Raw genomic sequence first — 19,942 nt, forward strand, 5'->3', positions numbered from 1 at the left:
GGCGGCCGCGGCTCCTCGCGGAGCGACGCCGCGGGCTGCCCCGGGACCGAGCGGGCCGCCGGGACGACCGGCACCGCGGCCGGTGCGCCGACCGTCGCGGCCTGCTGCTCCGGCGCCGGCGCGGCCTCCGTCGCGTTCTGGCCGTTGGCCCGGCGCGCACCGTAACGGCGGTGCACGGCCTGCTTGGTGACGCCCAGCGCCGACCCCACCGCGTCCCACGAGAAGCCGAGCGACCGGTCGAAGTCCACCGCCGCCGTCACCAGCGTCTCGACGCTGTCCCGCAGCTCCTGTGCCAGCCGGACGGTCGGCGCGGGGGCCCGGCCGTAGACCACGAAGCCCGCCGAGGGGCCCGTGCGGCGTGGACGGTAGACATTGCCCAGCTGAGCGGTCAGGGTACGCAGCGCGTCCACCTGTCGGCGGACCCGCTCGATGTCCCGGACCAGGAGATGCAGGCTGGCTCGTGCCTGGGCGTCATGAGTTGCGTGGTCGGGCATCAACAAGCCTCTCGGACCGGCGGTGAACGGGACGAATACCTATGAGAGTTGACGGACAACCCAAGCGGGCCGCGCTGGCGGCCCGCCCGTCGGTCAATCTCTCTTGACCCAACGCGCCAAGGCCGGACGGGTCACGCTATGGGGGCGCACATCCGCCGGAATGGGGCGTGCGGTTGGCCGCACGCCCCTTCCCGGTCCTGCGGGGAGGCATGTCGCCGGACCACCGCGCCGGGGCGGTCCCACCGCGCACGCCCTAGACTGGTGCGCCGTTCCGCTCGGCGCGTGAGAGGTAGTTCGCCACCCATGAGGCTCGTCTTCGCCGGTACCCCCGAGGTCGCGGTCCCCGCCCTCGACGCCCTGCTCGCCTCGGACCGCCACGAGGTCGTCGCCGTGGTCACCCGGCCCGACGCCCCCGCCGGCCGCGGCCGGCGGATGGTCGCCAGCCCGGTCGCCGAGCGCGCGGAGGAGGCGGGCATCGAGGTGCTCAAGCCCCACCGGCCCCGCGACGAGGACTTCCTCGCCCGGCTCCGCGAGATCGCCCCCGACTGCTGCCCGGTCGTCGCCTACGGCGCGCTGCTGCCCAAGGCCGCCCTGGACATCCCCCGGCACGGCTGGGTCAACCTGCACTTCTCCCTGCTGCCCGCCTGGCGCGGGGCCGCCCCCGTGCAGCACGCGGTCATGGCCGGCGACGAGGTCACGGGCGCCTCCACCTTCCGTATCGAGGAGGGCCTGGACTCCGGCCCGGTCTACGGCGTCCTCACCGAGCAGGTCCGTCCCACCGACACCAGCGGCGACCTGCTCACCCGGCTCGCGTTCGCGGGCTCCGGGCTGCTCGCCGCGACCATGGACGGCATCGAGGACGGCACCCTGGAGGCCGTCCCGCAGCCCGCCGAGGGCATCACGCTCGCTCCCAAGATCAGCGTCGAGGACGCCCGGATCGACTGGTCCGCCCCCGCCCTGCGCTGCGACCGCGTCGTTCGCGGCTGCGCCCCCGCGCCCGGCGCCTGGACGCTGTTCCGCGGCGAGCGGCTGAAGGTCATGTCCCTGAAGCCCGCCCCGGACCGCACGGACCTCGCGCCCGGGGAGATCGCCGCCGGGAAGAAGAGCGTCCACGTCGGCACCGGGTCGCACGCCGTCGAGCTGGAGTGGGTGCGCCCGCAGGGCAAGAAGCCCATGCAGGCCGCCGACTGGGCCCGCGGCGTCCGCATCGCCGCAGGCGAGAAGCTCGGGGACGGGCCGGCGGCGTAGGCTGGACCCCTTCGTCGTCCCAGCTCCGGAGCACCTTTCGTGAACGATCAGCCGCCTCGTCGGAAGAACGGCCGCCCTGCGAAGCCGCACCGCCGGCCCAAGAAGGACCCGGTCCGGATCCTCGCCTTCGAGGCACTGCGGGCCGTCGACGAGCGCGACGCGTACGCGAACCTGGTGCTCCCCCCGCTGCTGCGCAAGGCCCGGGAGAAGCACGAGGACTTCGACGCCCGCGACGCCGCCCTCGCCACCGAGCTGGTCTACGGCACGCTCCGGCGCCAGGGCACCTACGACGCGATCCTCGCCTCCTGCGTGGACCGCCCGCTCCGCGAGGTGGACCCGCCGGTGCTCGACGTGCTGAGCCTCGGCGCCCACCAGCTGCTCGGCACCCGCATCCCCCCGCACGCGGCCGTCTCGGCCACCGTCGAACTGGCCCGCGTCGTCTGCGGCGACGGCCGGGCGAAGTTCGTCAACGCCGTCCTGCGCAAGGTCACCGCGCACGACCTGGACGGCTGGCTGGAGCGGGTCGCCCCGCCCTACGAGGACGACCCGGAGGAGCACCTGGCCGTCGTCCACTCGCACCCGCGCTGGATCGTCTCCGCCCTGTGGGACGCGCTCGGCGGCGGCCGCGCCGGCATCGAGGACCTGCTGGAGGCCGACAACGAACGGCCCGACGTCACCCTCGTCGCCCGCCCCGGCCGGTCCTCCGTCGGTGAACTGCTGGATGCCGTGGGCGAGGACCGCGCGCTGCCCGGCCGCTGGTCGCCGCAGGCCGTCCGGCTCGTCGAGGGCGGCGAGCCCGGCGCGCTCGACGCCGTGCGCGAGGGCCGGGCCGGCGTCCAGGACGAGGGCAGCCAGCTCGTCGCCCTCGCCCTCGCGGCCGCCCCGCTGGACGGCCCGGACCGCCGCTGGCTGGACGGTTGCGCCGGTCCCGGCGGCAAGGCCGCGCTGCTCGGCGCCCTGGCGGCGGAGCGCGGGGCCGCCCTGCTGGCCGCCGAACGCCAGCCGCACCGCGCCCGGCTGGTCGGCCGGGCCCTCGCCGGCAACCCCGGCCCGTACCAGGTGGTGACCGCCGACGGCACCCGCCCGCCGTGGCGCGAGGGCACCTTCGACCGCGTCCTCGTCGACGTGCCCTGCACCGGCCTGGGCGCCCTGCGCCGCCGCCCCGAGGCCCGCTGGCGCCGGCGCCAGGAGGACGTGGCCGGCTTCGGGCCGCTCCAGCGCAACCTGCTGCACGAGGCGCTGCGCGCCGTCCGGACCGGCGGCGTCGTCGGCTACGCGACCTGCTCCCCGCACCCGGCGGAGACCCGGGCCGTGGTGCAGGACGTCCTGAAGCGCGACGGTGTCGAGGCCGAGTGGATCGACGCCCGCCCGCTGCTGCCCGGCGTCCCGGCGGTCGGCGAGGGACCGGACGTCCAGCTCTGGCCGCACCTGCACGGCACGGACGCGATGTACCTGGCGCTGCTGCGGCGCACGGGCTGAGGGCCGGTTCAGGGGTTCCCGCGCGACGCCGGGCCCCTCCGACGGCCGGGCGCCCGGGGGCCCGACGCGGCTCGGACCGGCCGCGTGACGTACCCGAAGGGCCGCGCCCGGCTGCCGACGGCGGTCCCCGGCCCGGCGCCGTGCGGCGAACGGTCGGTACCCCGGAGGCCGGAACTCCCGTCTTCCCGCCCGCGGTCCGCAGGCAGGGCCCGGCCGTTCCGTCCGCGAGGACGCCCCCTCCGGCGGGGCTCCGCTCCGGGGAACGGGCCGGACCCGGACGGGGGGCGACCCTCGCTGTCCGGGCGGCGCCCTCCGCATGGCAGGCTTGGGGCATGACCGTCCAGATCAACCCCAGCATCCTGAGCGCGGACTTCGCCCGCCTGGCCGACGAGGCGCAGGCGGTGAAGGGCGCCGACTGGCTCCACGTCGACGTGATGGACAACCACTTCGTCCCCAACCTCACGCTCGGGGTCCCGGTCGTCGAGTCGCTGAGCAGGGCCACCGCCACGCCGCTGGACTGCCACCTGATGATCGAGGACCCGGACCGCTGGGCCCCGCAGTACGTCGAGGCGGGCGCCGGGTCGGTCACCTTCCATGTGGAGGCCGCCGCCGCCCCGGTCCGGCTGGCGCGGGAGATCCGGGCCAAGGGGGCACGCGCGTCGATGGCGCTCAAGCCCGCCACGCCCATCGAGCCGTACGAGGACCTGCTGCCCGAGCTGGACATGCTGCTGATCATGACCGTCGAGCCGGGCTTCGGCGGGCAGAAGTTCCTCGACATCATGCTGCCCAAGATCCGCCGGACCCGGGAGCTGATCTCCCGGCACGGCCTGGAGCTCTGGCTCCAGGTGGACGGCGGCGTCTCGGCCGAGACCATCGAGCGGTGCGCCGAGGCGGGCGCCGATGTGTTCGTGGCCGGATCAGCCGTTTACGGTACCGATGACCCGGCAGCCGCCGTACGCTCACTGCGTGAGCTCGCGGAGACGGCCACCGCGGCCGCACCCTGGGCCTGCGGGCACTGAAACACCGGCCTGCCGCCGCCCGTGACGGGACCGGGGCCGAGATCGAGGACCGCCGTTTCTGACAGGATGTGACGGACGAGTCCACAGCTTGAACACAGCAGTGAGGAGAACGCGGTGTCGACGGGCCGTTCAGTCACGCCGATGGGGCCCGCCGAACTCGTGCAGGCGGCGGCCATGGCCCGCCGCTTCTATCTGGAGGGCAAGTCCAAGATCCAGATCGCCGAGGAGTTCGGCGTGAGCCGCTTCAAAGTGGCCCGGGTGCTGGAGACGGCACTCGAACGCGATCTGGTGCGGATCGAGATCCGGGTGCCCGCCGAGCTGGACGCGGAGCGCTCCGACGCGCTGCGGGCCCGCTACGGCCTGCGGCACGCCGTCGTCGTCGAGTCCCCGGCCGACGCGGCCGAGGACGCGCCCGACCCGGAGAACCTCGGCGAGGTGGCGGCAGGGCTGCTCGGCGAGCTGGTGCACGAGGGCGACGTCCTCGGCCTGGCCTGGGGCCGCTCCACCATCCATATGGCGGCGGCCCTGCACCGGCTGCCGCCCTGCACCGTCGTCCAGCTCACCGGCGTCTACGACGCGGGCACCGCCGAGCGCGGCTCGGTCGAGGCCGTGCGCCGGGCGGCCCAGGTCTCCGGCGGCGAGGCGCACCCGATCTACGCCCCGATGCTGCTGCCCGACCCGGCCACCGCCGCCGCGCTGCGCGGCCAGACGGGCATCGCGCGGGCCTTCGACTACTTCGACAAGGTGACCGTCGCCGCGGTCTCCATCGGCTCCTGGGAGCCGGGCATCTCCACCGTCTACGACATGCTCTCCGACGAGGAGCGCACCCACTACGCGTCGCTGGGCGCCGCCGCCGAGATGTCGGCGCACCTCTTCGACGCGGAGGGCCGCCGGATCGGCCGGGACCTCGGCGAGCGCTGCATCACCGTCGAGGCGGACCGGCTGCGGCGCATACCGGAGGTGGTGGCGATCGCGGGCGGGCTGCGCAAGGCCGCGGCGATCGGCGCGGTGCTGCGGTCGGGGCTGGTGACCAGCCTGGTCACGGACACCGCCGCGGCGGACCACCTGCTGCGGGACTCCGAGCCGGGCGCCCGCCCGGCGCTGGAGCGGGCGGACCCGGACGGCTCCGCCTGAGGCTTTCCCCGGCGTGCGGCGGGCGGCGGGCCCTTCCCCGCCGCCGCACCGGGGACGCCGGTCAGCCGCAGGCGCGGCTCATGAACATCGCCGTCTCCCCCTCCGACGCCGTCCCCGCGTAGAGGCTGGTGTCCAGCCCGCAGAACGTGAAGCCCATCCGCAGGTAGGCCCGGATGGCGGGGGCGTTGAGGTTGGTGACCTCCAGCCACACCTGGACCGCGCCGTGCTCCCGGGCCTGCTCGAAGGCCCGCTCCATGAGGATCCGGCCGATGCCGCGGCCCCGGTGGGCGGGGGCCACCGCGATGTCGGCGACGGTCAGGCGGCGGTTCCACGGTTCGTAGGCGGTGTCGACGTATCCGCAGACCACGTCGTCGTCGACGGCGACGAAACGGCGGTCGGTGCCCGTGTCGCCCTGGGGGCCGCCCTCGACGCCGGGCTCGTCATCCGGCTCGTCGTCGGGAAAGACCTTGCGGACCGGCGGGTCGACGGGCACGGGCCGGAGCGCGAAGCCGCCGGGCGAGACGGTCACCTCGTACACGGTGTCCGTGGTGAACGAGCTGTCGATGGCGTCCGCGGCCTCGACGTCCTCCGCCCGCGCGGGGCGGCAGATGATCTCCTGCGTCGTCATGGCGCCACCGTACGAGGGCGGGCCCACGGGCCGTCCGGCACCCCCTTGGCCGATGCCACAGCCGTCCCCCCGGCCGGCTGGCCGAACCCACAGAATACGGACGGCATTGGCCAGGACCCCGCGACATCATGGATGATGGGTCCAGGAACCTCAGCCCGATCCGGCGCTGGTTCGAGCTGACTCCCCACCCGCTCCGTAGTTCAATTTCGCAGGTGAGAGAGCCAGTATGCGTTTCCTCAACGATCAGAAGCCGCCGTACGACCTGACGTACGACGACGTCTTCATGGTGCCGAGCCGGTCCGCGGTCGGGTCCCGCCAGGGCGTGGACCTTTCCTCCCCCGACGGCACGGGCACCACCATCCCGCTCGTGGTCGCCAACATGACCGCCATCGCGGGCCGCCGTATGGCGGAGACCGTCGCCCGCCGCGGTGGCCTCGTGGTCATCCCCCAGGACATCCCGATCGAGGTCGTCACCGACGTCATCTCCTGGGTCAAGGGCCGGCACCACGTGCTGGACACCCCCATCGTCCTCGCCCCCACCCAGACCGTCGCCGACGCGCTGTCCCTGCTGCCCAAGCGGGCGCACGGCGCCGGCGTCGTCGTGGACGGGGACCACCGGCCCGTCGGCGTGGTCACCGAGCACGACCTGACCGGCGTGGACCGCTTCACCCAGCTGTCCGAGGTCATGTCCAAGGAGCTGCTGCTCCTCGACGCCGGCATCGACCCCCGCGAGGCGTTCAACCAGCTCGACGCCGCCCACCGCAAGCTCGCCCCCGCCGTGGACGAGGACGGCCGCCTCGTCGGCATCCTCACCCGCAAGGGCGCCCTGCGGGCCACCCTCTACACCCCGGCCACCGACGCGGACGGCAAGCTGCGCGTCGCCGCCGCCGTCGGCATCAACGGCGACGTGGCGGGCAAGGCCAAGGCGCTGCTGGACGCCGGTGCGGACACCATCGTCGTGGACACCGCGCACGGTCACCAGGAGGGCATGATCAGCGCGGTCAAGGCCGTCCGGGCCCTCGACCCGCGGGTCCCGATCGTCGCCGGCAACATCGTCGCCGCCGAGGGCGTGCGCGACCTCGTCGAGGCCGGCGCGGACATCATCAAGGTCGGCGTGGGCCCCGGTGCCATGTGCACCACCCGCATGATGACCGGCGTGGGCCGCCCGCAGTTCTCCGCGGTGCTGGAGTGCGCAGCCGAGGCGAAGAAGTACGGCAAGCACGTCTGGGCCGACGGTGGCGTCCGCCACCCGCGCGATGTCGCCATGGCGCTCGCCGCCGGTGCCTCCAACGTCATGATCGGCTCCTGGTTCGCGGGCACCTACGAGTCCCCGGGCGACCTCCAGCAGTCCGCCGACGGGCGCCTGTACAAGGAGAGCTTCGGCATGGCCTCGGCCCGTGCCGTGCGCAACCGCACCTCGGAGGAGTCCGCCTACGACCGCGCCCGCAAGGGCCTGTTCGAGGAGGGCATCTCCACCTCCCGGATGTTCCTCGACCCGACCCGCCCGGGCGTCGAGGACCTGATCGACTCGATCATCGCGGGTGTCCGTTCGTCCTGCACCTACGCGGGCGCGGGTTCCCTCGCGGAGTTCCACGAGCGGGCCGTCGTCGGCGTCCAGAGCGCCGCCGGTTACGCGGAGGGCAAGCCGCTGCACGCCAGCTGGCAGTAGTCACACAGGATCCCGAAAAAGGGCGCGGCCGTCATGGCCGCGCCCTTTTTGTCACTCCGGCACCCACTGTGGTTGACGCCTACATGTACCGATTCGTAAGGTGACATGCAACGAACGTCCATTCTTGGCATGCAGACGCAACGATCGTACGGGCATGCGCAAGAATGGTGCATTACGAGCGCGGGCCCTCACCTCGTAGGGTTCCGCGCAGTACGTGGAGTGGCGGGTACCGCTGGCTCGCGGTCCCCCTCCTTCCCGGGTCGTCTTCCTGCCGACGCATCCGGCGGGTGGCCGCTGCGGTATCGGTGGCTCCACCGGCAGCGATGAACGGAGCGACCCCCCGTGCTGGACCAAGACACAGCGCCCCCCGCCGCCGGCAACGGCAAGAGCGGTGAACGGCCGCCCGCCGGAACCGGATCCCGTCTGATGCGGCGTAAGCCCGTCGAGCGGCTGGTCGCCGAGGGCGGCCAGGGCGAGGGCGGCACGCTGCGCCGCTCGCTCGGCATGTGGCAGCTGACCATGATCAGCATCGGCGCCACGCTGGGCACCGGCATCTTCGTGGTGCTCGGCACCGCGGTGCCGGACGCCGGCCCGGCCGTCGTGATCTCGTTCGTCCTCGCGGGTCTCACCGCGCTCTTCTCGGCGCTCTCCTACGCGGAGCTGGCCGGCACCATCCCGGTCTCCGGCTCCTCGTACTCGTACTCCTACGCCACGCTCGGCGAGATCATCGCCTGGATCTGCGGCTGGTGCCTGATCCTGGAGTACGGCGTCTCCGTCGCGGCCGTGGCCGTCGGCTGGGGCCAGTACCTCAACGAGCTGCTGGACGGCACCATCGGCGTGACCATCCCGGCGTCGCTGGCCAACCCGCCGGGTGACGGCGGCATCTTCAACGTGCCGGCCCTGCTCGTCGTCCTGCTCTGCATGGCCTTCCTGCTCGGCGGCGCCAAGGAGAGCGCCCGGGCCAACGCGATCATGGTCGGTGTGAAGATCGCCGCGCTGCTGCTGTTCTGCGCCGTGGCCTTCACCGGCATCCGCGCCGGCAACTACTCGCCGTTCCTGCCGCTGGGCCTGGCCGGCGTCAGCAACGCCGGTGCCAGCCTGTTCTTCTCCTACATCGGTTTCGACGCCGCCTCCACCGCCGGTGAGGAGGCCAAGAACCCGAAGAAGGACCTGCCGAAGGCGATCATGCTCTCGCTGCTGATCGTCACCGCGCTCTACGTCCTCGTCGCCGCGATCGCCGTCGGCGCCCTGCCGTGGAAGGACTTCGAGGGCTCCGAGGCCGCGCTCGCGGGCATCATGGAGGACGTCACCGGCCAGAGCTTCTGGGCCGTGCTGCTGGCCGCCGGTGCCGTCATCGCCATCGCCAGCGTCGTGCTGACCGTCCTCTACGGCCAGACCCGCATCCTCTTCGCGATGGCCCGGGACGGGCTCGTGCCCAAGGCCTTCGCGAAGGTCAGCAAGAAGGGCGTCCCGGTCGCCAACACCATCATCACCTGCGCCTTCTGCGGCGTCCTCGCCGCCGCCGTCCCGCTGGCCGAGCTCGCCGACGCCACCAGCATCGGCACCCTCTTCGCGTTCGCCCTGGTCAACGTGGCTGTCATCGTCCTCGCCGTGAAGCGGCCGGACATGAAGCGCTCCTTCACCGTCCCGCTGTCCGGGGTCCGCGTCCCGCTCTGGGGCGGCCTGCGGCTGCGGCTCGGCATGATCTTCCCGGTGATCGGCTTCGGGCTCTGCCTCTTTATGATGACCCGGCTCTCCGTGATCACCTGGGAGGTCTTCGGGGCCTGGATGGCCGTCGGGTTCATCGTCTACTTCGCCTACGGCATGCGGCACTCCCGCCTGAACGACGGACCGGGCGACGGCCCGGCCGGGGCGGACGCGGTGGAGGCGCCCGCGAAGGGCTGAGTCCGGCCGCCGTGAGTCGGGGTGACCGCCGAATACGTGATCTACTGCTGGTAGGAACAGCAGGATCCCGTAGAGAAGTGATTCACCCGCAGTGCGACTCAACGAGCTCGACGAACGTATCGTGCACGCCCTGGCCGAGGACGCCCGGCGCTCCTACGCCGACATCGGTGCCGAGGTCGGCCTGTCCGCGCCCGCGGTGAAGCGGCGCGTGGACAGGCTGCGTGCCGAGGGGGCCATCACCGGGTTCACCGTCCGGGTGGACCCGGGAGCGCTCGGCTGGGAGACCGAGGGCTTCATCGAGCTCTACTGCCGCCGGAACACCTCGCCCGAGGCCATCCACCGCGGCCTCTCCCGCTACCCGGAAGTGGCATCCGCCTCCACCGTCACCGGAGAGGCGGATGCCATCGTCCAGATCTTCGCCTCCGACATGCGGCACTTCGAACGAGTGCTGGAACGCATCGCCGGCGAGCCGTTCGTCGAGCGCACCAAGTCGGTGCTGGTGCTGTCGCCGCTGCTGCGAAGGTTCAGCTCGGGGGCGCCGTCCTGACGGTCGCCCCTGGGCCCGGCCGGGCTCGGTCCCGGTGAACGCTCCTGGCTCGCCGGCACCACGCGTTGCGGGCTCAGGGTCGCTTTTCAGCCATTGGGAGGGCTCGCCGGGCCGGCCGTGCGCAGGAAGTCGATGAGGACGGCGGTGAGTTCGGCGGGGGCGTCCTCCTGGACGAGGTGGCCGGCTCCGGGGATGGGTTCGAAGGTGGCGCCGGGGATCAGGGAGGCGAGCTCGCGGCCCTTTTCGAGGGGGATCCACGCGTCGTCGGTGCCCCAGCACACCGTGACCGGGAGGGTGATCTCCCCGTAGCGTCCCTGGATCTCGTCGGTCCAGCGCTGGTCGGCCTGGGCGATCTGGCGGTAGAAGGCGGGCCGGCCGGCTTCGCCGAGCCAGGGTTCGACGAGCCGGTCCAGGGTGGCGGGGGGCAGTCCCGGGCCGCCGGTCGTGCCGATGTACTCGCGGACGAGTGCGGCGTGCAGGGTGGGCGGCAACTGCTCGAAGACGGGGGAGTGCTCGCCGACGAGCCGGAAGAACGGTGAGCCCCACGGGGCCAGGGCCACCGGGTCGACGAGGGCGAGGGCCCGGTAGCGGGCGCCGTGCAGCAGGTGGGCCCGCAGGGCGACGGCGCCGCCGAAGTCGTGTGCCACGACCAGCGGCCCGTCCAGCTCCCAGTGGGCCAGGAGCTCGGTGAAGACCCGGCCCTGGGCGGCCAGGGAGACGTCCTGTCCCGCCGTCTTCTCGGACTGTCCGTAGCCGGGCATGTCCCAGACGTACACCTGGTGGTCACGGGCGAGCGACCGGGCGACGGCGCGCCAGACGAAGGACGAGAACGGGGTGCCGTGGAGCAGGACGACCGGTGGCCGGCCGGGCTCGCCCAGACGGTCCCAGCGGACCTCGCCGGAAGGGCCGGCGAAGGTCCGCGTCAGCTGCCACTGGCTCATGGGATTCCTCTCGGTCGGGCGTGCGATCGCGAGGAATCGATCTTGCCTGGTTCAGGCTCCGGTCGTCGATCCCGGGCGCACGATCATGAGGACCGTCACGATCGCCCAGGTCAGTGCGAACAGGCCGGTGATCATGGCCAGCCGGGGGAGGCCCGAGTGGAGCTTCGGGAGTACGGCCGGGTCGGTGTCCGGGGTGTCGAGCGCGTCGATGATCGCGTCCTGACTGAACACCGCGATCCCCAGGAGCACCGCCGCCACCGCGGTCAGCGCCATGGAGATGACCAGCCAGGTGTCGCCCAGGACGCCCATCCGCTGGGCCGTCGCCACGCCGAAGGCCGGGACGGCCACGGAGATCGCGGAGTAGACCCGGGTGATGCGGTGGAGCACCCGGAGCCCGGAGGTCCCGGCCTTGGTGCGGTCGCCGTCCGGGGCCAGGGCCTGCCGCGCGAAGCGGGGGAAGAGACTGGCGGCCACGGTCGCCGGCCCTATGAGCAGGATCGCTGCCAGCACATGCAGGCTGAGCAGGAGTTTGGTCATGGCGTTCCGCTCCCATCGCGGTCGGGCGGGCAGGGCCGGGCCGGCCGACGGTTTCAGTCTGGCTTAAACATCGTGAGACGCTAGCATCCCCGAAGGGCGTGGCCGGAAGTGGCCCCCCGTGTGATGGCGGACGGTGGCACGGCAAGGGGTGGTGGCGATGGGAGAGGAGGAGCGGACTGATGCCTTCCGTCGGACGGGAGGATTCCGCTCGGAATCCGGCTCTTCCGCCGAGTCCCCGCCGCAGCCCGAATCGGAGTCCCCGCCGCGGCCCCCCGGGCCGGGGTCCGCGTCCGCCGGAGGCCCGTCCCCGTCGGGCATGCCGCTGCCGCTGATGCTCATCGGCCTCGGGCGGTTCGTCCAGGACGCGGCCAACCGCGTGCTCTCCGCCCGGGACGGCTATTCGCTGCGCATGATGGGCGCGCTCGGCCACCTCGCCCGGGAGCCCGGACTGTCCTACAGCGAGCTGGGCCGCCGGGCCGGAGTGACGGCCCAGAGCATGCAGGCCACCGTCCTCCGGCTGGAGCAGGCCGGTGCCGTCGCCCGGACGACGCCCGCCGGGCGAGGGCGGAAGGCGGTGCTCCAGGTCACCGAGCAGGGCCGGCGGATGCTGGACGACATGCGGCAGGTGCTGGCCGGGCTGGAGGGGCCGCTGACGGCCGGACTGTCCCCCGAGGAGCAGGCCGTGATGGCGAAGGTGCTCGGGCGGATGGCCGGCAACGCGGCGGCGGCGTCGGGTCGGTAGGCCGGTGGGAATCGGGGGTGAAAGGCGGGGAACCTCTCCTTCACCCGAGGTGCGCAACGAATCGCCGCATGGAGAGGAAAAGGCGCAACGAATCGCTCGGCAGGACGCAACATCCGTGGCTTGTCGCGCCAAGAGGCCGGGCCGTACCGTCAAGGCGTTTGACGGAATCCTGACAGGAATCCCCGCCGAGAGTTCAGAGCACGTTCACGTCACCACCCCGAATGAGGACCGATGAAGCCGCTGCGTATCGCGCTGTTCCAAGGGCCCGGCGGTGTCCCGTCCTCGACGGCCGCCGCCCTCGGCGCGCTCGACGACGCGGCCCGCCGCGCGGCGGAGTCCGGCGCCCGGCTGCTGCTGACCAACGAGCTGTACCTGACCGGGTACGCCCTCGGGGAGTCCGTCGTGGACCGGGCCGAGCCCGCCGACGGCCCCGGCGCGGAGGCCGTGGCCCGGATCGCCGCCGCCCACGGGCTGGCCATCGGCTACGGCTACCCGGAGCGGGACGGCGCCGCCGTGTACAACGCGCTCCAGCTCATGGGCCCGCAGGGCGCCCCGCTCGCGCACTACCGCAAGACCCACCTCTTCGGCGCGTACGAGACGACGTACTTCACGCCCGGCGCGGAGGCCGTGGTCCAGGCCGAGCTCGACGGTGTCCGGCTCGGGCTGCTGATCTGCTACGACGTCGAGTTCCCCGAGCCCGTCCGGGCGCACGCGCTCGCCGGCACTGAGCTGCTGCTCGCGCCCACCGCGCTGATGCGGCCCTACGAGATCGTGCCGCAGACGATCGTCCCGGCCCGCGCCTGGGAGAGCCAGCTCTACATCGCCTATGTCAACCGGTGCGGCACCGAAGGGGAGTTCGCCTTCGCGGGACTGTCCTGCCTCGCCGCCCCGGACGGGACCGTACGCGCCCGGGCCGGCGTCGACGAGGACCTGCTCGTCGCCGAGGCCGACCCGGGGCTGCTCCGGCGGTCGCGCGCGGAGAACACCTACCTGGCCGACCGCAGGCCCGAGCTCTACACGCGGCTCGTCTGAGCCCGCCCCTCTCACTTCACCGTCACCCCCCCTCGCACGCAGGAGAGTTCCGCCGATGACGTCCACGGTGCCCACCGCCGTCCACGACGAGCAGGTCCAGCAGAACGAGCCGCCGATCACCATGTTCGGCCCGGACTTTCCCTTCGGCTACGACGACTACCTGGCCCACCCGGCGGGTCTCGGCCAGATACCGGCGACCGAGCACGGTGCCGAGGTCGCGATCATCGGTGGCGGGCTCTCCGGCATCGTGGCCGCGTACGAACTGATGAAGATGGGCCTCAAGCCGGTCGTCTACGAGGCGGACCGCATCGGCGGGCGGCTGCGGACGGTCGGCTTCGAGGGCTGCGACGACTCGCTGACGGCGGAGATGGGCGCCATGCGCTTCCCCCCGTCCTCGACCGCCTTCCAGCACTACATCGACCTGGTGGACCTGGAGACCAGGCCGTTCCCCAACCCGCTGGCGCCGTGCACCCCCTCCACCGTCGTGGACCTCAAGGGCGAGAGCCACTACGCGGAGACCGTCGACGACCTGCCGCAGGTCTACCGCGACGTCGCGAACGCGTGGAACGCCTGTCTGGAGGAGGGCGCGGACTTCTCCGACATGAACCGCGCCATGCGCGAGCGCGACGTGCCCCGCATCCGCGAGATCTGGGCCAAGCTGGTCGAGAAGCTCGACAACCAGACCTTCTACGGGTTCCTCTGCGAGTCGGAGGCGTTCAAGTCCTTCCGGCACCGGGAGATCTTCGGCCAGGTCGGCTTCGGCACCGGTGGCTGGGACACCGACTTCCCCAACTCCATCCTGGAGATCCTGCGCGTCGTCTACACCGAGGCGGACGACCACCACCGCGGCATCGTCGGCGGCAGCCAGCAGCTTCCGCTGCGGCTCTGGGAGCGCGAGCCGGAGAAGATCGTCCACTGGGCGCAGGGCACGTCGCTGTCCTCGCTGCACGGCGGGGAGCCCCGCCCGGCCGTGACCCGGCTGCACCGCACGGCCGGCAACCGGATCACGGTCACCGACGCGAGCGGCGACATCCGTACCTTCCGGGCGGCCGTCTTCACCGCGCAGTCCTGGATGCTGCTGTCGAAGATCGAGTGCGACGACGAGCTGCTCCCGATCGACCACTGGACGGCGGTCGAGCGCACCCACTACATGGAGTCCTCCAAGCTGTTCGTGCCGGTCGACCGGCCCTTCTGGCTGGACAAGGACGCGTCGGGCCGGGACGTCATGTCGATGACGCTCACCGACCGGATGACGCGCGGCACCTACCTCCTGGACGACGGGCCGGACAAGCCCGCCGTCATCTGCCTCTCGTACACGTGGTGCGACGACAGCCTCAAGTGGCTGCCGCTCTCCGCCAACGAGCGGCTGGAGGTCATGCTCAAGTCCCTCGGCGAGATCTATCCCGGTGTCGACATCCGCAAGCACATCATCGGCAACCCGGTGACGGTCTCGTGGGAGAACGAGCCCTACTTCATGGGCGCGTTCAAGGCCAACCTGCCCGGCCACTACCGCTACCAGCGCCGCCTGTTCACCCACTTCATGCAGGACCGTCTGCCCGAGGACAAGCGCGGCATCTTCCTCGCCGGTGACGACATCTCCTGGACGGCCGGCTGGGCCGAGGGTGCCGTGCAGACCGCGCTGAACGCCGTCTGGGGCGTGATGCACCAGTTCGGCGGGGCGACGGACGCGACGAACCCCGGCCCTGGTGACGTCTTCGACGAGATCGCGCCGGTCGAGCTGCCGGAGGACTGACCGGGACCCCCCGGCCCGCTGTCCGCTCGTCGCCGCCGCCCGCTCATCCCAACGGAGTGAGCAGGCAGCGGCCCACCAGCCCCACGCTCGCGTCGACCCGCTCGGCGAACTCCGTGGTGAGGGCGGGCCGGTCGCGCAGGGCCCAGAGGGTCCGGAAGGCCGCCCACGCGGCGCCCCGCGCGGCCTCCAGGGTCCATGAGCCCAGCAGGTGGGTGAGCGGATCGGCCACGTCCAGCAGATCGGGCCCCGGCATCAGGGTCTCGCGGATCCGCTCCTCCACGGAGACGAGCAGTTCCCCGATCCGGTGGAAGTCCCCCTCCAGATCCCGCGGTTCGGCCCCCAGGTCGAGGCAGGTGTCGGCCAGGGCGAGCGGGAGGTCGTGCCCGATGTGCGCGTTGATGCCCGCCAGCGCGAACTGCACGGGGCGGACGGCGGGATGGCCGCGGAGCTGGAACAGCGGGCGCCAGCAGGCGGGCGGTCTTCGGCCGGCCTCCGCCTCGTCGACGGCTCGCAGGTAGCGCCCGGCGAACAGGACGTCCAGCCGCGCGGTCGCCGCGCGGTCGTGGAAACCGCCCGTGGAGACCCGGCGCCCGACCTCCTCGGTGACCGCCAGGTACACCCCGTTGAAGACCCCCACCCCGTCCCCCGGCGGCAGAGCCGCCGCCAGCGCCCGCATGCGCGCGAGGACGCCGTCGATATCGATGAGGGGTGCCGCTGTCTGTGCCCGCGCCGTCGTCATGCACACAGAGTGACATATGAATACGGAGAGTAGGCGAATCGGCGGCTCGGTTAACCGGAACGGGTGACGAAGCGTGACGACACCGCCCTCGTCGGACGGCCGTTCGTCCCTCTCAGGCCCGCCGGGGCTCCTCGCCGTTCCCGCGGTTCCCGTTCTCGGCCGCAAGGCTGTCGTACCCGCTCGTCCCCTCGTCCAGCAGCGGCTCCTGCCGCTTGAGGTGGGCGGGGGCCAGGAAGCGCAGGGCGTGGTAGCCGGTGAGGACCACGATCGTGCCCAGGGCGATGCCGTTCAGCTCGAAGTTCTCGCTGACCTTGAGGCTGACGCCGCCGACGCCGATGATGACGCCCGCCGCGATCGGTACGAGGTTCAGCGGATTGCGCAGGTCCACCTTGTTGTGCACCCAGATCTGCGCGCCGAGCAGGCCGATCATGCCGTAGAGGATGACGGTGATGCCGCCCAGCACGCCACCGGGGACGGCCGCGACGACCGCGCCGAACTTCGGGCAGATGCCGAACAGCAGCGCGAACACGGCCGCCGCCCAGTAGGCGGCGGTCGAGTAGACGCGGGTCGCCGCCATGACGCCGATGTTCTCGGAGTAGGTGGTGTTGGCCGGTCCGCCGACCGCCGTGGAGAGCATTGTCGCCGCGCCGTCGGCCGAGATCGCGGTGCCCAGCTGGTCGTCGACCGGATCGCCGGTCATCTCGCCCACCGCCTTGACGTGCCCCGCGTTCTCCGCGATGAGCGCGATGACGACGGGCAGCGCCACGAGCGCCGCAGACCAGCCGAAGGACGGGGTGTGCAGGGAGGGCAGGCCGATCCAGTCGGCCTTGCCGACGCCCGAGAGGTCGAGCCGCCAGTGGTCGACGGCCTCGGTGCCGCCGTTGACGGAATGGATCTTCCCGAAGACCCGGTCGAGGCCCCAGGAGAGCGCATAGCCGAAGACCAGGCCCAGGAAGATCGCCACCCGGGACCAGAACCCCCGCAGGCAGACCACGGCCAGGCCGGTGAAGAGCATGGTGAGCAGGGCCGTCCACTGGTCCTGCGGCCAGTAGGTGCTCGCCGTCACCGGGGCCAGGTTGAAGCCGATCAGCATGACCACCGCGCCGGTCACCACGGGCGGCATCGCCGCATGGATGATCCGTGCGCCGAACTTCCGGACCGCCAGGCCGCTGAGGAAGAGCACCCCGCCGACCACGAAGATCGCGCCGGTGACGGCCGCGCTGTCGCCGCCCTGGGCGCGGATGACGGCCGCCACTCCGACGAAGGAGAGGCTGCACCCCAGGTAGCTCGGGATCCGGCCGCGGGTGGCGAGCAGGAACAGGATGGTGGCGACGCCCGACATCATGATCGCCAGGTTGGGGTCGAGACCCATCAGTACCGGACTGACGAACGATGCCCCGAACATCGCGACCACGTGCTGTGCGCCGAGTCCGGCGGTGCGCGGCCAGGAGAGCCGTTCGTCCGGCGCGACCACGGCTCCGGGGGCGGGGGTGCGCCCGTCGCCGTGCAGAGTCCAGCGCACGCCGAGGCCCATGACTGCTCCCACTGTGGTCGTTCGAGGGTGATCCGCACCATGTTAAGCGCGTGTCAGGAGTGGTCCGTGCGCAGAACGGCCCCGGAAGGCGGGCGGTGCGAGCGGGGCGGACGGTGTCGACGGCTGCTGCGATCGGCGCAATTAACACCTCGTAAGGCTGTATGCCCGGGACGCCCGGCAGCTCCCCGGTCCGGGCGAGGTATGCGTGGGTTGTCCGATTTCCTGCAAACCAGGAGACATACATGCGTAAGCTCGTCGGCCGCTCAGCGGCCGCCGCGGTCCTCGCCGCGGGCGTCATCGTTCCGGCCGCCGGGGTGGCCGTCGCCGCGCCGCAGTCCCCGTCCGTCCCCAAGGCAGCCAGCTGGGACGACGACCACGGCCGGGACCGGGACCACGGCCGGGACCGCGACCGCGACCGTGACCGCGACCGTGACAAGGGCAAGAACAAGCACCGCGACCGTGACCGCGACCGCGACCATGACAAGGGCCGTGACAAGGGCCGCGACCACGGACGTGACCACGGCCGCGACCGTGACCGCGACTGCGACCGCGGCCGCTACCACCACGACCGTGACCGCGACTGCGACCGCGGTCGCTGGGGCCGTCACCACGACGACGACTGCGACCGGGGCCGCTGGGGTCGTCACCACGACGACGACTGCGACCACGGCCGGGGCCACAAGGGTGGCTGGGGCCACGGCGGCGGCTGGGGCAACATCAACATCTGGTCCGGCTGGGGCAGCTGGGGCGGGGGCCACCACAAGGGCTGGGGTGGCTGGGACCGTGACTGCGACCGCGGTGGCTGGGGCCACAACGGCGGTTGGGGTCACAAGGGCGGTTGGGGCCACAAGGGTGGCTGGGACCGTGACTGCGACCGCGGTGGTTGGGGCCACAACGGTGGCTGGGGCCACAAGGGCGGCTGGGGTCACGGTGGTGGCTGGGGCCACGACGGTGGCTGGGGCCACAAGGGTGGCTGGGGCCACGACGACTGCGACAACGGCTGGAAGCACCGCGGCGGCCGTGACTGCGGCGGGTGGAACGACGGCTGGGGTCACGGCGGCGGCAAGCACGTCCGCAACACCGTCAACATCCTGGGCATCAGCCTCTGAGCCCACGTTCACCCTCTGACGGTCCCCTTCCACCGCGGGCCGCGTGACCGGAACTCCGGCCGCGCGGCCCGCGGTGGCGTTCCCGCCGGTCCGCTCAGCCCTCCGCCGCGGGGACGGTCCGCGCGTCCCCCGACGCCGCGGCCGGCCCGTCCCTCCCGTCCGTCCCCGCAGACCCGGTCCGCAGCGCCCCCGCCGTGACCGCCAGCATCGCCGCCAGCGCGGTCACCAGCCCGAAGGAGGCGGTCAGCGAGGTGGCGCCGGCGATCTGCCCGATGGCCGACGGGGCGATCAGACTGGACGTGTAGGTGATCGTCGCCACCCCCGCGATGGCTTGGCTCGGCTCCGGGCCGCTGCGCGCCGCCGCCGCGAAGGCGAGCGGCACGACGACCGCGATGCCCAGCCCGACCAGCCCGAACCCGGTGATGGCGAGGGCCGCTCCCGGCGCCGTGACCACCAACACCCCGCCGGCGCAGGCCAGTACCCCGCCCGCCCGCACGGCGCGCACCGGGCCGAACCGGCGGACCACCACGTCCCCGGCGAACCGGGCCGCCGCCATCGCGCAGGAGAAGACCGTGGTGCAGGCGGCCGCGAGGCCGGCCCCGGAGCCGGTGACATCACGCAGATAGACCGCCGACCACTCCAGGCTCGCCCCCTCGGCGAACACGGCGCAGAACCCGACCGCGCCGATGACGAGGGCCGACCGCGGGGGCAGGGCGAACCGCGGCGGCGGACGCTCCTCCGCCCGGGGCCGGAGGTCCAGCACCCGGCCGCAGGCCACCGCGCCCAGCAGGGTCAGGACGGCGGCCGCGATGCCCAGGTGCCACCGCGCGTCCGTCCCGGCGTGCGCCGCCACGGTGCCCGCCGCCGAACCGGCCAGGGCCCCCACGCTCCACATCCCGTGCAGCCCGGACATGATCGAACGGCCGAGCCGCTCCTCGGTCTCGACCCCCAGGGCGTTCATGGCGACGTCCGCCATCCCCGACGCCGCGCCGTACATCGCCAGCGCCGCACAGAGCGCCGGCAGGCCGGGGGAGAGGGCGGGCAGGGCGAGGGACGCGCACCACAGCGCGAGCAGTCCGCGCAGCGCGGCCCGGGAGCCGAAACGGTGGCCGACCCGGCCCGCGAGCGGCATCGCCAGCGCGGCGCCGATCGCCGGGAAGGCCAGCGCGAGGCCCAACTCGCCCGGCCCCAGGGACAACTGGTCCCGGATCCAGGGGATGCGGGTGGCGAAGTTGCCGGTGACCGCGCCGTGCACGGCGAACACGGCGGCGATCGCCACCCGTGCCCCGCGCACCCGTGACGCCCCGGCCCCGCTCGTGCCGTCCATCCGGTGGCCCCCTGTTCCCTTTGTTCCCTCGCCCGCCACGGCCCCTCCGGGCACGGTACGCGGGCCCGTGCGTGACCTGCCACACGCTCTGTCAAGTCCCGTGGA

General features: G+C 72.8%; 18 protein-coding genes. 11 read left to right on the forward strand and 7 right to left on the reverse strand.

Annotated elements, in window-relative coordinates:
* Positions 1-494 (reverse strand): hypothetical protein (locus HN013_RS17670; protein ID WP_171167257.1); only part of this gene is annotated, 494 nt, incomplete at its 3' end.
* Between the two features lie 303 nt (positions 495-797).
* On the opposite strand from HN013_RS17670, the gene fmt reads away from it, so the two are divergent.
* From fmt to HN013_RS17690, 4 genes are all read left to right on the forward strand, one after another.
* Entirely contained in the window at positions 798-1,742 is a 945-nt protein-coding gene (fmt, locus tag HN013_RS17675) for a methionyl-tRNA formyltransferase (RefSeq protein WP_171167259.1), read from the forward strand.
* 39 nt (positions 1,743-1,781) lie between these two features.
* Positions 1,782-3,221 carry a transcription antitermination factor NusB gene (locus tag HN013_RS17680; RefSeq protein ID WP_171167261.1) on the forward strand — a complete coding sequence of 480 codons (1,440 nt, stop codon included), beginning with the start codon at positions 1,782-1,784 and terminating at the stop codon, positions 3,219-3,221.
* 332 nt (positions 3,222-3,553) lie between these two features.
* Positions 3,554-4,240, forward strand: coding sequence for a ribulose-phosphate 3-epimerase (gene rpe, locus HN013_RS17685; RefSeq protein ID WP_171167263.1), 687 nt, complete (start codon positions 3,554-3,556; stop codon positions 4,238-4,240).
* Between the two features lie 141 nt (positions 4,241-4,381).
* A complete protein-coding gene (locus HN013_RS17690) occupies positions 4,382-5,374 on the forward strand; it encodes a sugar-binding transcriptional regulator (RefSeq protein WP_171167265.1) in 993 nt (330 codons plus the stop codon).
* A 61-nt stretch (positions 5,375-5,435) separates the two neighbouring features.
* Here the strand turns inward: HN013_RS17690 and HN013_RS17695 are convergent, their stop codons facing one another.
* Positions 5,436-6,002, reverse strand: a complete 567-nt coding sequence (locus HN013_RS17695) for a GNAT family N-acetyltransferase (RefSeq protein ID WP_171167267.1) — start codon at positions 6,000-6,002, stop codon at positions 5,436-5,438.
* A gap of 226 nt (positions 6,003-6,228) precedes the next feature.
* On the opposite strand from HN013_RS17695, the gene HN013_RS17700 reads away from it, so the two are divergent.
* From HN013_RS17700 to HN013_RS17710, 3 genes are all read left to right on the forward strand, one after another.
* Positions 6,229-7,671 (forward strand): GuaB1 family IMP dehydrogenase-related protein, encoded by a 1,443-nt coding sequence (locus tag HN013_RS17700; RefSeq protein WP_171167269.1) that lies wholly within the window; start codon positions 6,229-6,231, stop codon positions 7,669-7,671.
* Between the two features lie 342 nt (positions 7,672-8,013).
* The gene (locus tag HN013_RS17705) at positions 8,014-9,576 is read left to right on the forward strand and encodes an amino acid permease (RefSeq protein ID WP_171167272.1); all 1,563 of its coding nucleotides are present in this window, start codon (positions 8,014-8,016) and stop codon (positions 9,574-9,576) included.
* A gap of 91 nt (positions 9,577-9,667) precedes the next feature.
* Positions 9,668-10,123: an Lrp/AsnC family transcriptional regulator gene (locus HN013_RS17710; protein WP_004948618.1), complete on the forward strand. Its 456-nt coding sequence runs from the start codon at positions 9,668-9,670 to the stop codon at positions 10,121-10,123.
* Positions 10,124-10,209: 86 nt separating this feature from the next.
* On the opposite strand, the gene HN013_RS17715 is transcribed toward HN013_RS17710, so the two are convergent.
* Positions 10,210-11,064, reverse strand: a complete 855-nt coding sequence (locus tag HN013_RS17715; protein WP_171167274.1) for an alpha/beta fold hydrolase — start codon at positions 11,062-11,064, stop codon at positions 10,210-10,212.
* 51 nt (positions 11,065-11,115) lie between these two features.
* On the reverse strand, positions 11,116-11,601 hold the full coding sequence (locus HN013_RS17720; protein WP_171167276.1) for a DUF2269 family protein: 486 nt from the start codon (positions 11,599-11,601) through the stop codon (positions 11,116-11,118).
* A gap of 316 nt (positions 11,602-11,917) precedes the next feature.
* Between HN013_RS17720 and HN013_RS17725 the strand changes: the two genes are divergently transcribed.
* From HN013_RS17725 to HN013_RS17735, 3 genes are all read left to right on the forward strand, one after another.
* Entirely contained in the window at positions 11,918-12,343 is a 426-nt protein-coding gene (locus HN013_RS17725) for a MarR family winged helix-turn-helix transcriptional regulator (protein ID WP_171167278.1), read from the forward strand.
* Between the two features lie 231 nt (positions 12,344-12,574).
* Positions 12,575-13,375 (forward strand): carbon-nitrogen hydrolase family protein, encoded by an 801-nt coding sequence (locus HN013_RS17730; protein WP_171167280.1) that lies wholly within the window; start codon positions 12,575-12,577, stop codon positions 13,373-13,375.
* A gap of 55 nt (positions 13,376-13,430) precedes the next feature.
* Positions 13,431-15,128, forward strand: a complete 1,698-nt coding sequence (locus HN013_RS17735; RefSeq protein ID WP_171167282.1) for an NAD(P)/FAD-dependent oxidoreductase — start codon at positions 13,431-13,433, stop codon at positions 15,126-15,128.
* Between the two features lie 43 nt (positions 15,129-15,171).
* On the opposite strand, the gene HN013_RS17740 is transcribed toward HN013_RS17735, so the two are convergent.
* Together HN013_RS17740 and HN013_RS17745 are read right to left on the reverse strand one after the other, a co-directional pair.
* Complete coding sequence (locus HN013_RS17740) at positions 15,172-15,867, reverse strand: DUF5995 family protein (RefSeq protein WP_171167284.1); 696 nt, start codon at positions 15,865-15,867, stop codon at positions 15,172-15,174.
* Positions 15,868-15,979: 112 nt separating this feature from the next.
* Positions 15,980-17,401, reverse strand: a complete 1,422-nt coding sequence (locus HN013_RS17745; RefSeq protein ID WP_171167286.1) for a uracil-xanthine permease family protein — start codon at positions 17,399-17,401, stop codon at positions 15,980-15,982.
* Between the two features lie 242 nt (positions 17,402-17,643).
* Between HN013_RS17745 and HN013_RS17750 the strand changes: the two genes are divergently transcribed.
* Positions 17,644-18,510 carry a hypothetical protein gene (locus tag HN013_RS17750; RefSeq protein ID WP_171167288.1) on the forward strand — a complete coding sequence of 289 codons (867 nt, stop codon included), beginning with the start codon at positions 17,644-17,646 and terminating at the stop codon, positions 18,508-18,510.
* Positions 18,511-18,604: 94 nt separating this feature from the next.
* Here the strand turns inward: HN013_RS17750 and HN013_RS17755 are convergent, their stop codons facing one another.
* Complete coding sequence (locus HN013_RS17755) at positions 18,605-19,837, reverse strand: MFS transporter (RefSeq protein ID WP_171167290.1); 1,233 nt, start codon at positions 19,835-19,837, stop codon at positions 18,605-18,607.
* Positions 19,838-19,942 lie beyond the last annotated feature (105 nt).

The sequence above is a fragment of the Streptomyces sp. I05A-00742 genome (genome assembly GCF_013055795.1).
Lineage (GTDB): Bacteria > Actinomycetota > Actinomycetes > Streptomycetales > Streptomycetaceae > Streptomyces.

Excerpts from the sequence above, each read along its gene's own strand:
- HN013_RS17725 (WP_171167278.1), top strand. The coding sequence starts at position 11,918 with ATGCCGCTGCCGCTGATGCTCATCGGCCTCGGGCGGTTCGTCCAGGAC.
- rpe (WP_171167263.1), top strand. The coding sequence starts at position 3,554 with ATGACCGTCCAGATCAACCCCAGCATCCTGAGCGCGGACTTCGCCCGC.
- HN013_RS17755 (WP_171167290.1), bottom strand. The coding sequence starts at position 19,837 with ATGGACGGCACGAGCGGGGCCGGGGCGTCACGGGTGCGCGGGGCACGG.
- HN013_RS17715 (WP_171167274.1), bottom strand. The coding sequence starts at position 11,064 with ATGAGCCAGTGGCAGCTGACGCGGACCTTCGCCGGCCCTTCCGGCGAG.
- fmt (WP_171167259.1), top strand. The coding sequence starts at position 798 with ATGAGGCTCGTCTTCGCCGGTACCCCCGAGGTCGCGGTCCCCGCCCTC.
- HN013_RS17745 (WP_171167286.1), bottom strand. The coding sequence starts at position 17,401 with ATGGGCCTCGGCGTGCGCTGGACTCTGCACGGCGACGGGCGCACCCCC.
- HN013_RS17700 (WP_171167269.1), top strand. The coding sequence starts at position 6,229 with ATGCGTTTCCTCAACGATCAGAAGCCGCCGTACGACCTGACGTACGAC.
- HN013_RS17695 (WP_171167267.1), bottom strand. The coding sequence starts at position 6,002 with ATGACGACGCAGGAGATCATCTGCCGCCCCGCGCGGGCGGAGGACGTC.
- HN013_RS17690 (WP_171167265.1), top strand. The coding sequence starts at position 4,382 with ATGGGGCCCGCCGAACTCGTGCAGGCGGCGGCCATGGCCCGCCGCTTC.
- HN013_RS17720 (WP_171167276.1), bottom strand. The coding sequence starts at position 11,601 with ATGACCAAACTCCTGCTCAGCCTGCATGTGCTGGCAGCGATCCTGCTC.
- HN013_RS17750 (WP_171167288.1), top strand. The coding sequence starts at position 17,644 with ATGCGTAAGCTCGTCGGCCGCTCAGCGGCCGCCGCGGTCCTCGCCGCG.
- HN013_RS17735 (WP_171167282.1), top strand. The coding sequence starts at position 13,431 with ATGACGTCCACGGTGCCCACCGCCGTCCACGACGAGCAGGTCCAGCAG.
- HN013_RS17730 (WP_171167280.1), top strand. The coding sequence starts at position 12,575 with ATGAAGCCGCTGCGTATCGCGCTGTTCCAAGGGCCCGGCGGTGTCCCG.
- HN013_RS17740 (WP_171167284.1), bottom strand. The coding sequence starts at position 15,867 with ATGACGACGGCGCGGGCACAGACAGCGGCACCCCTCATCGATATCGAC.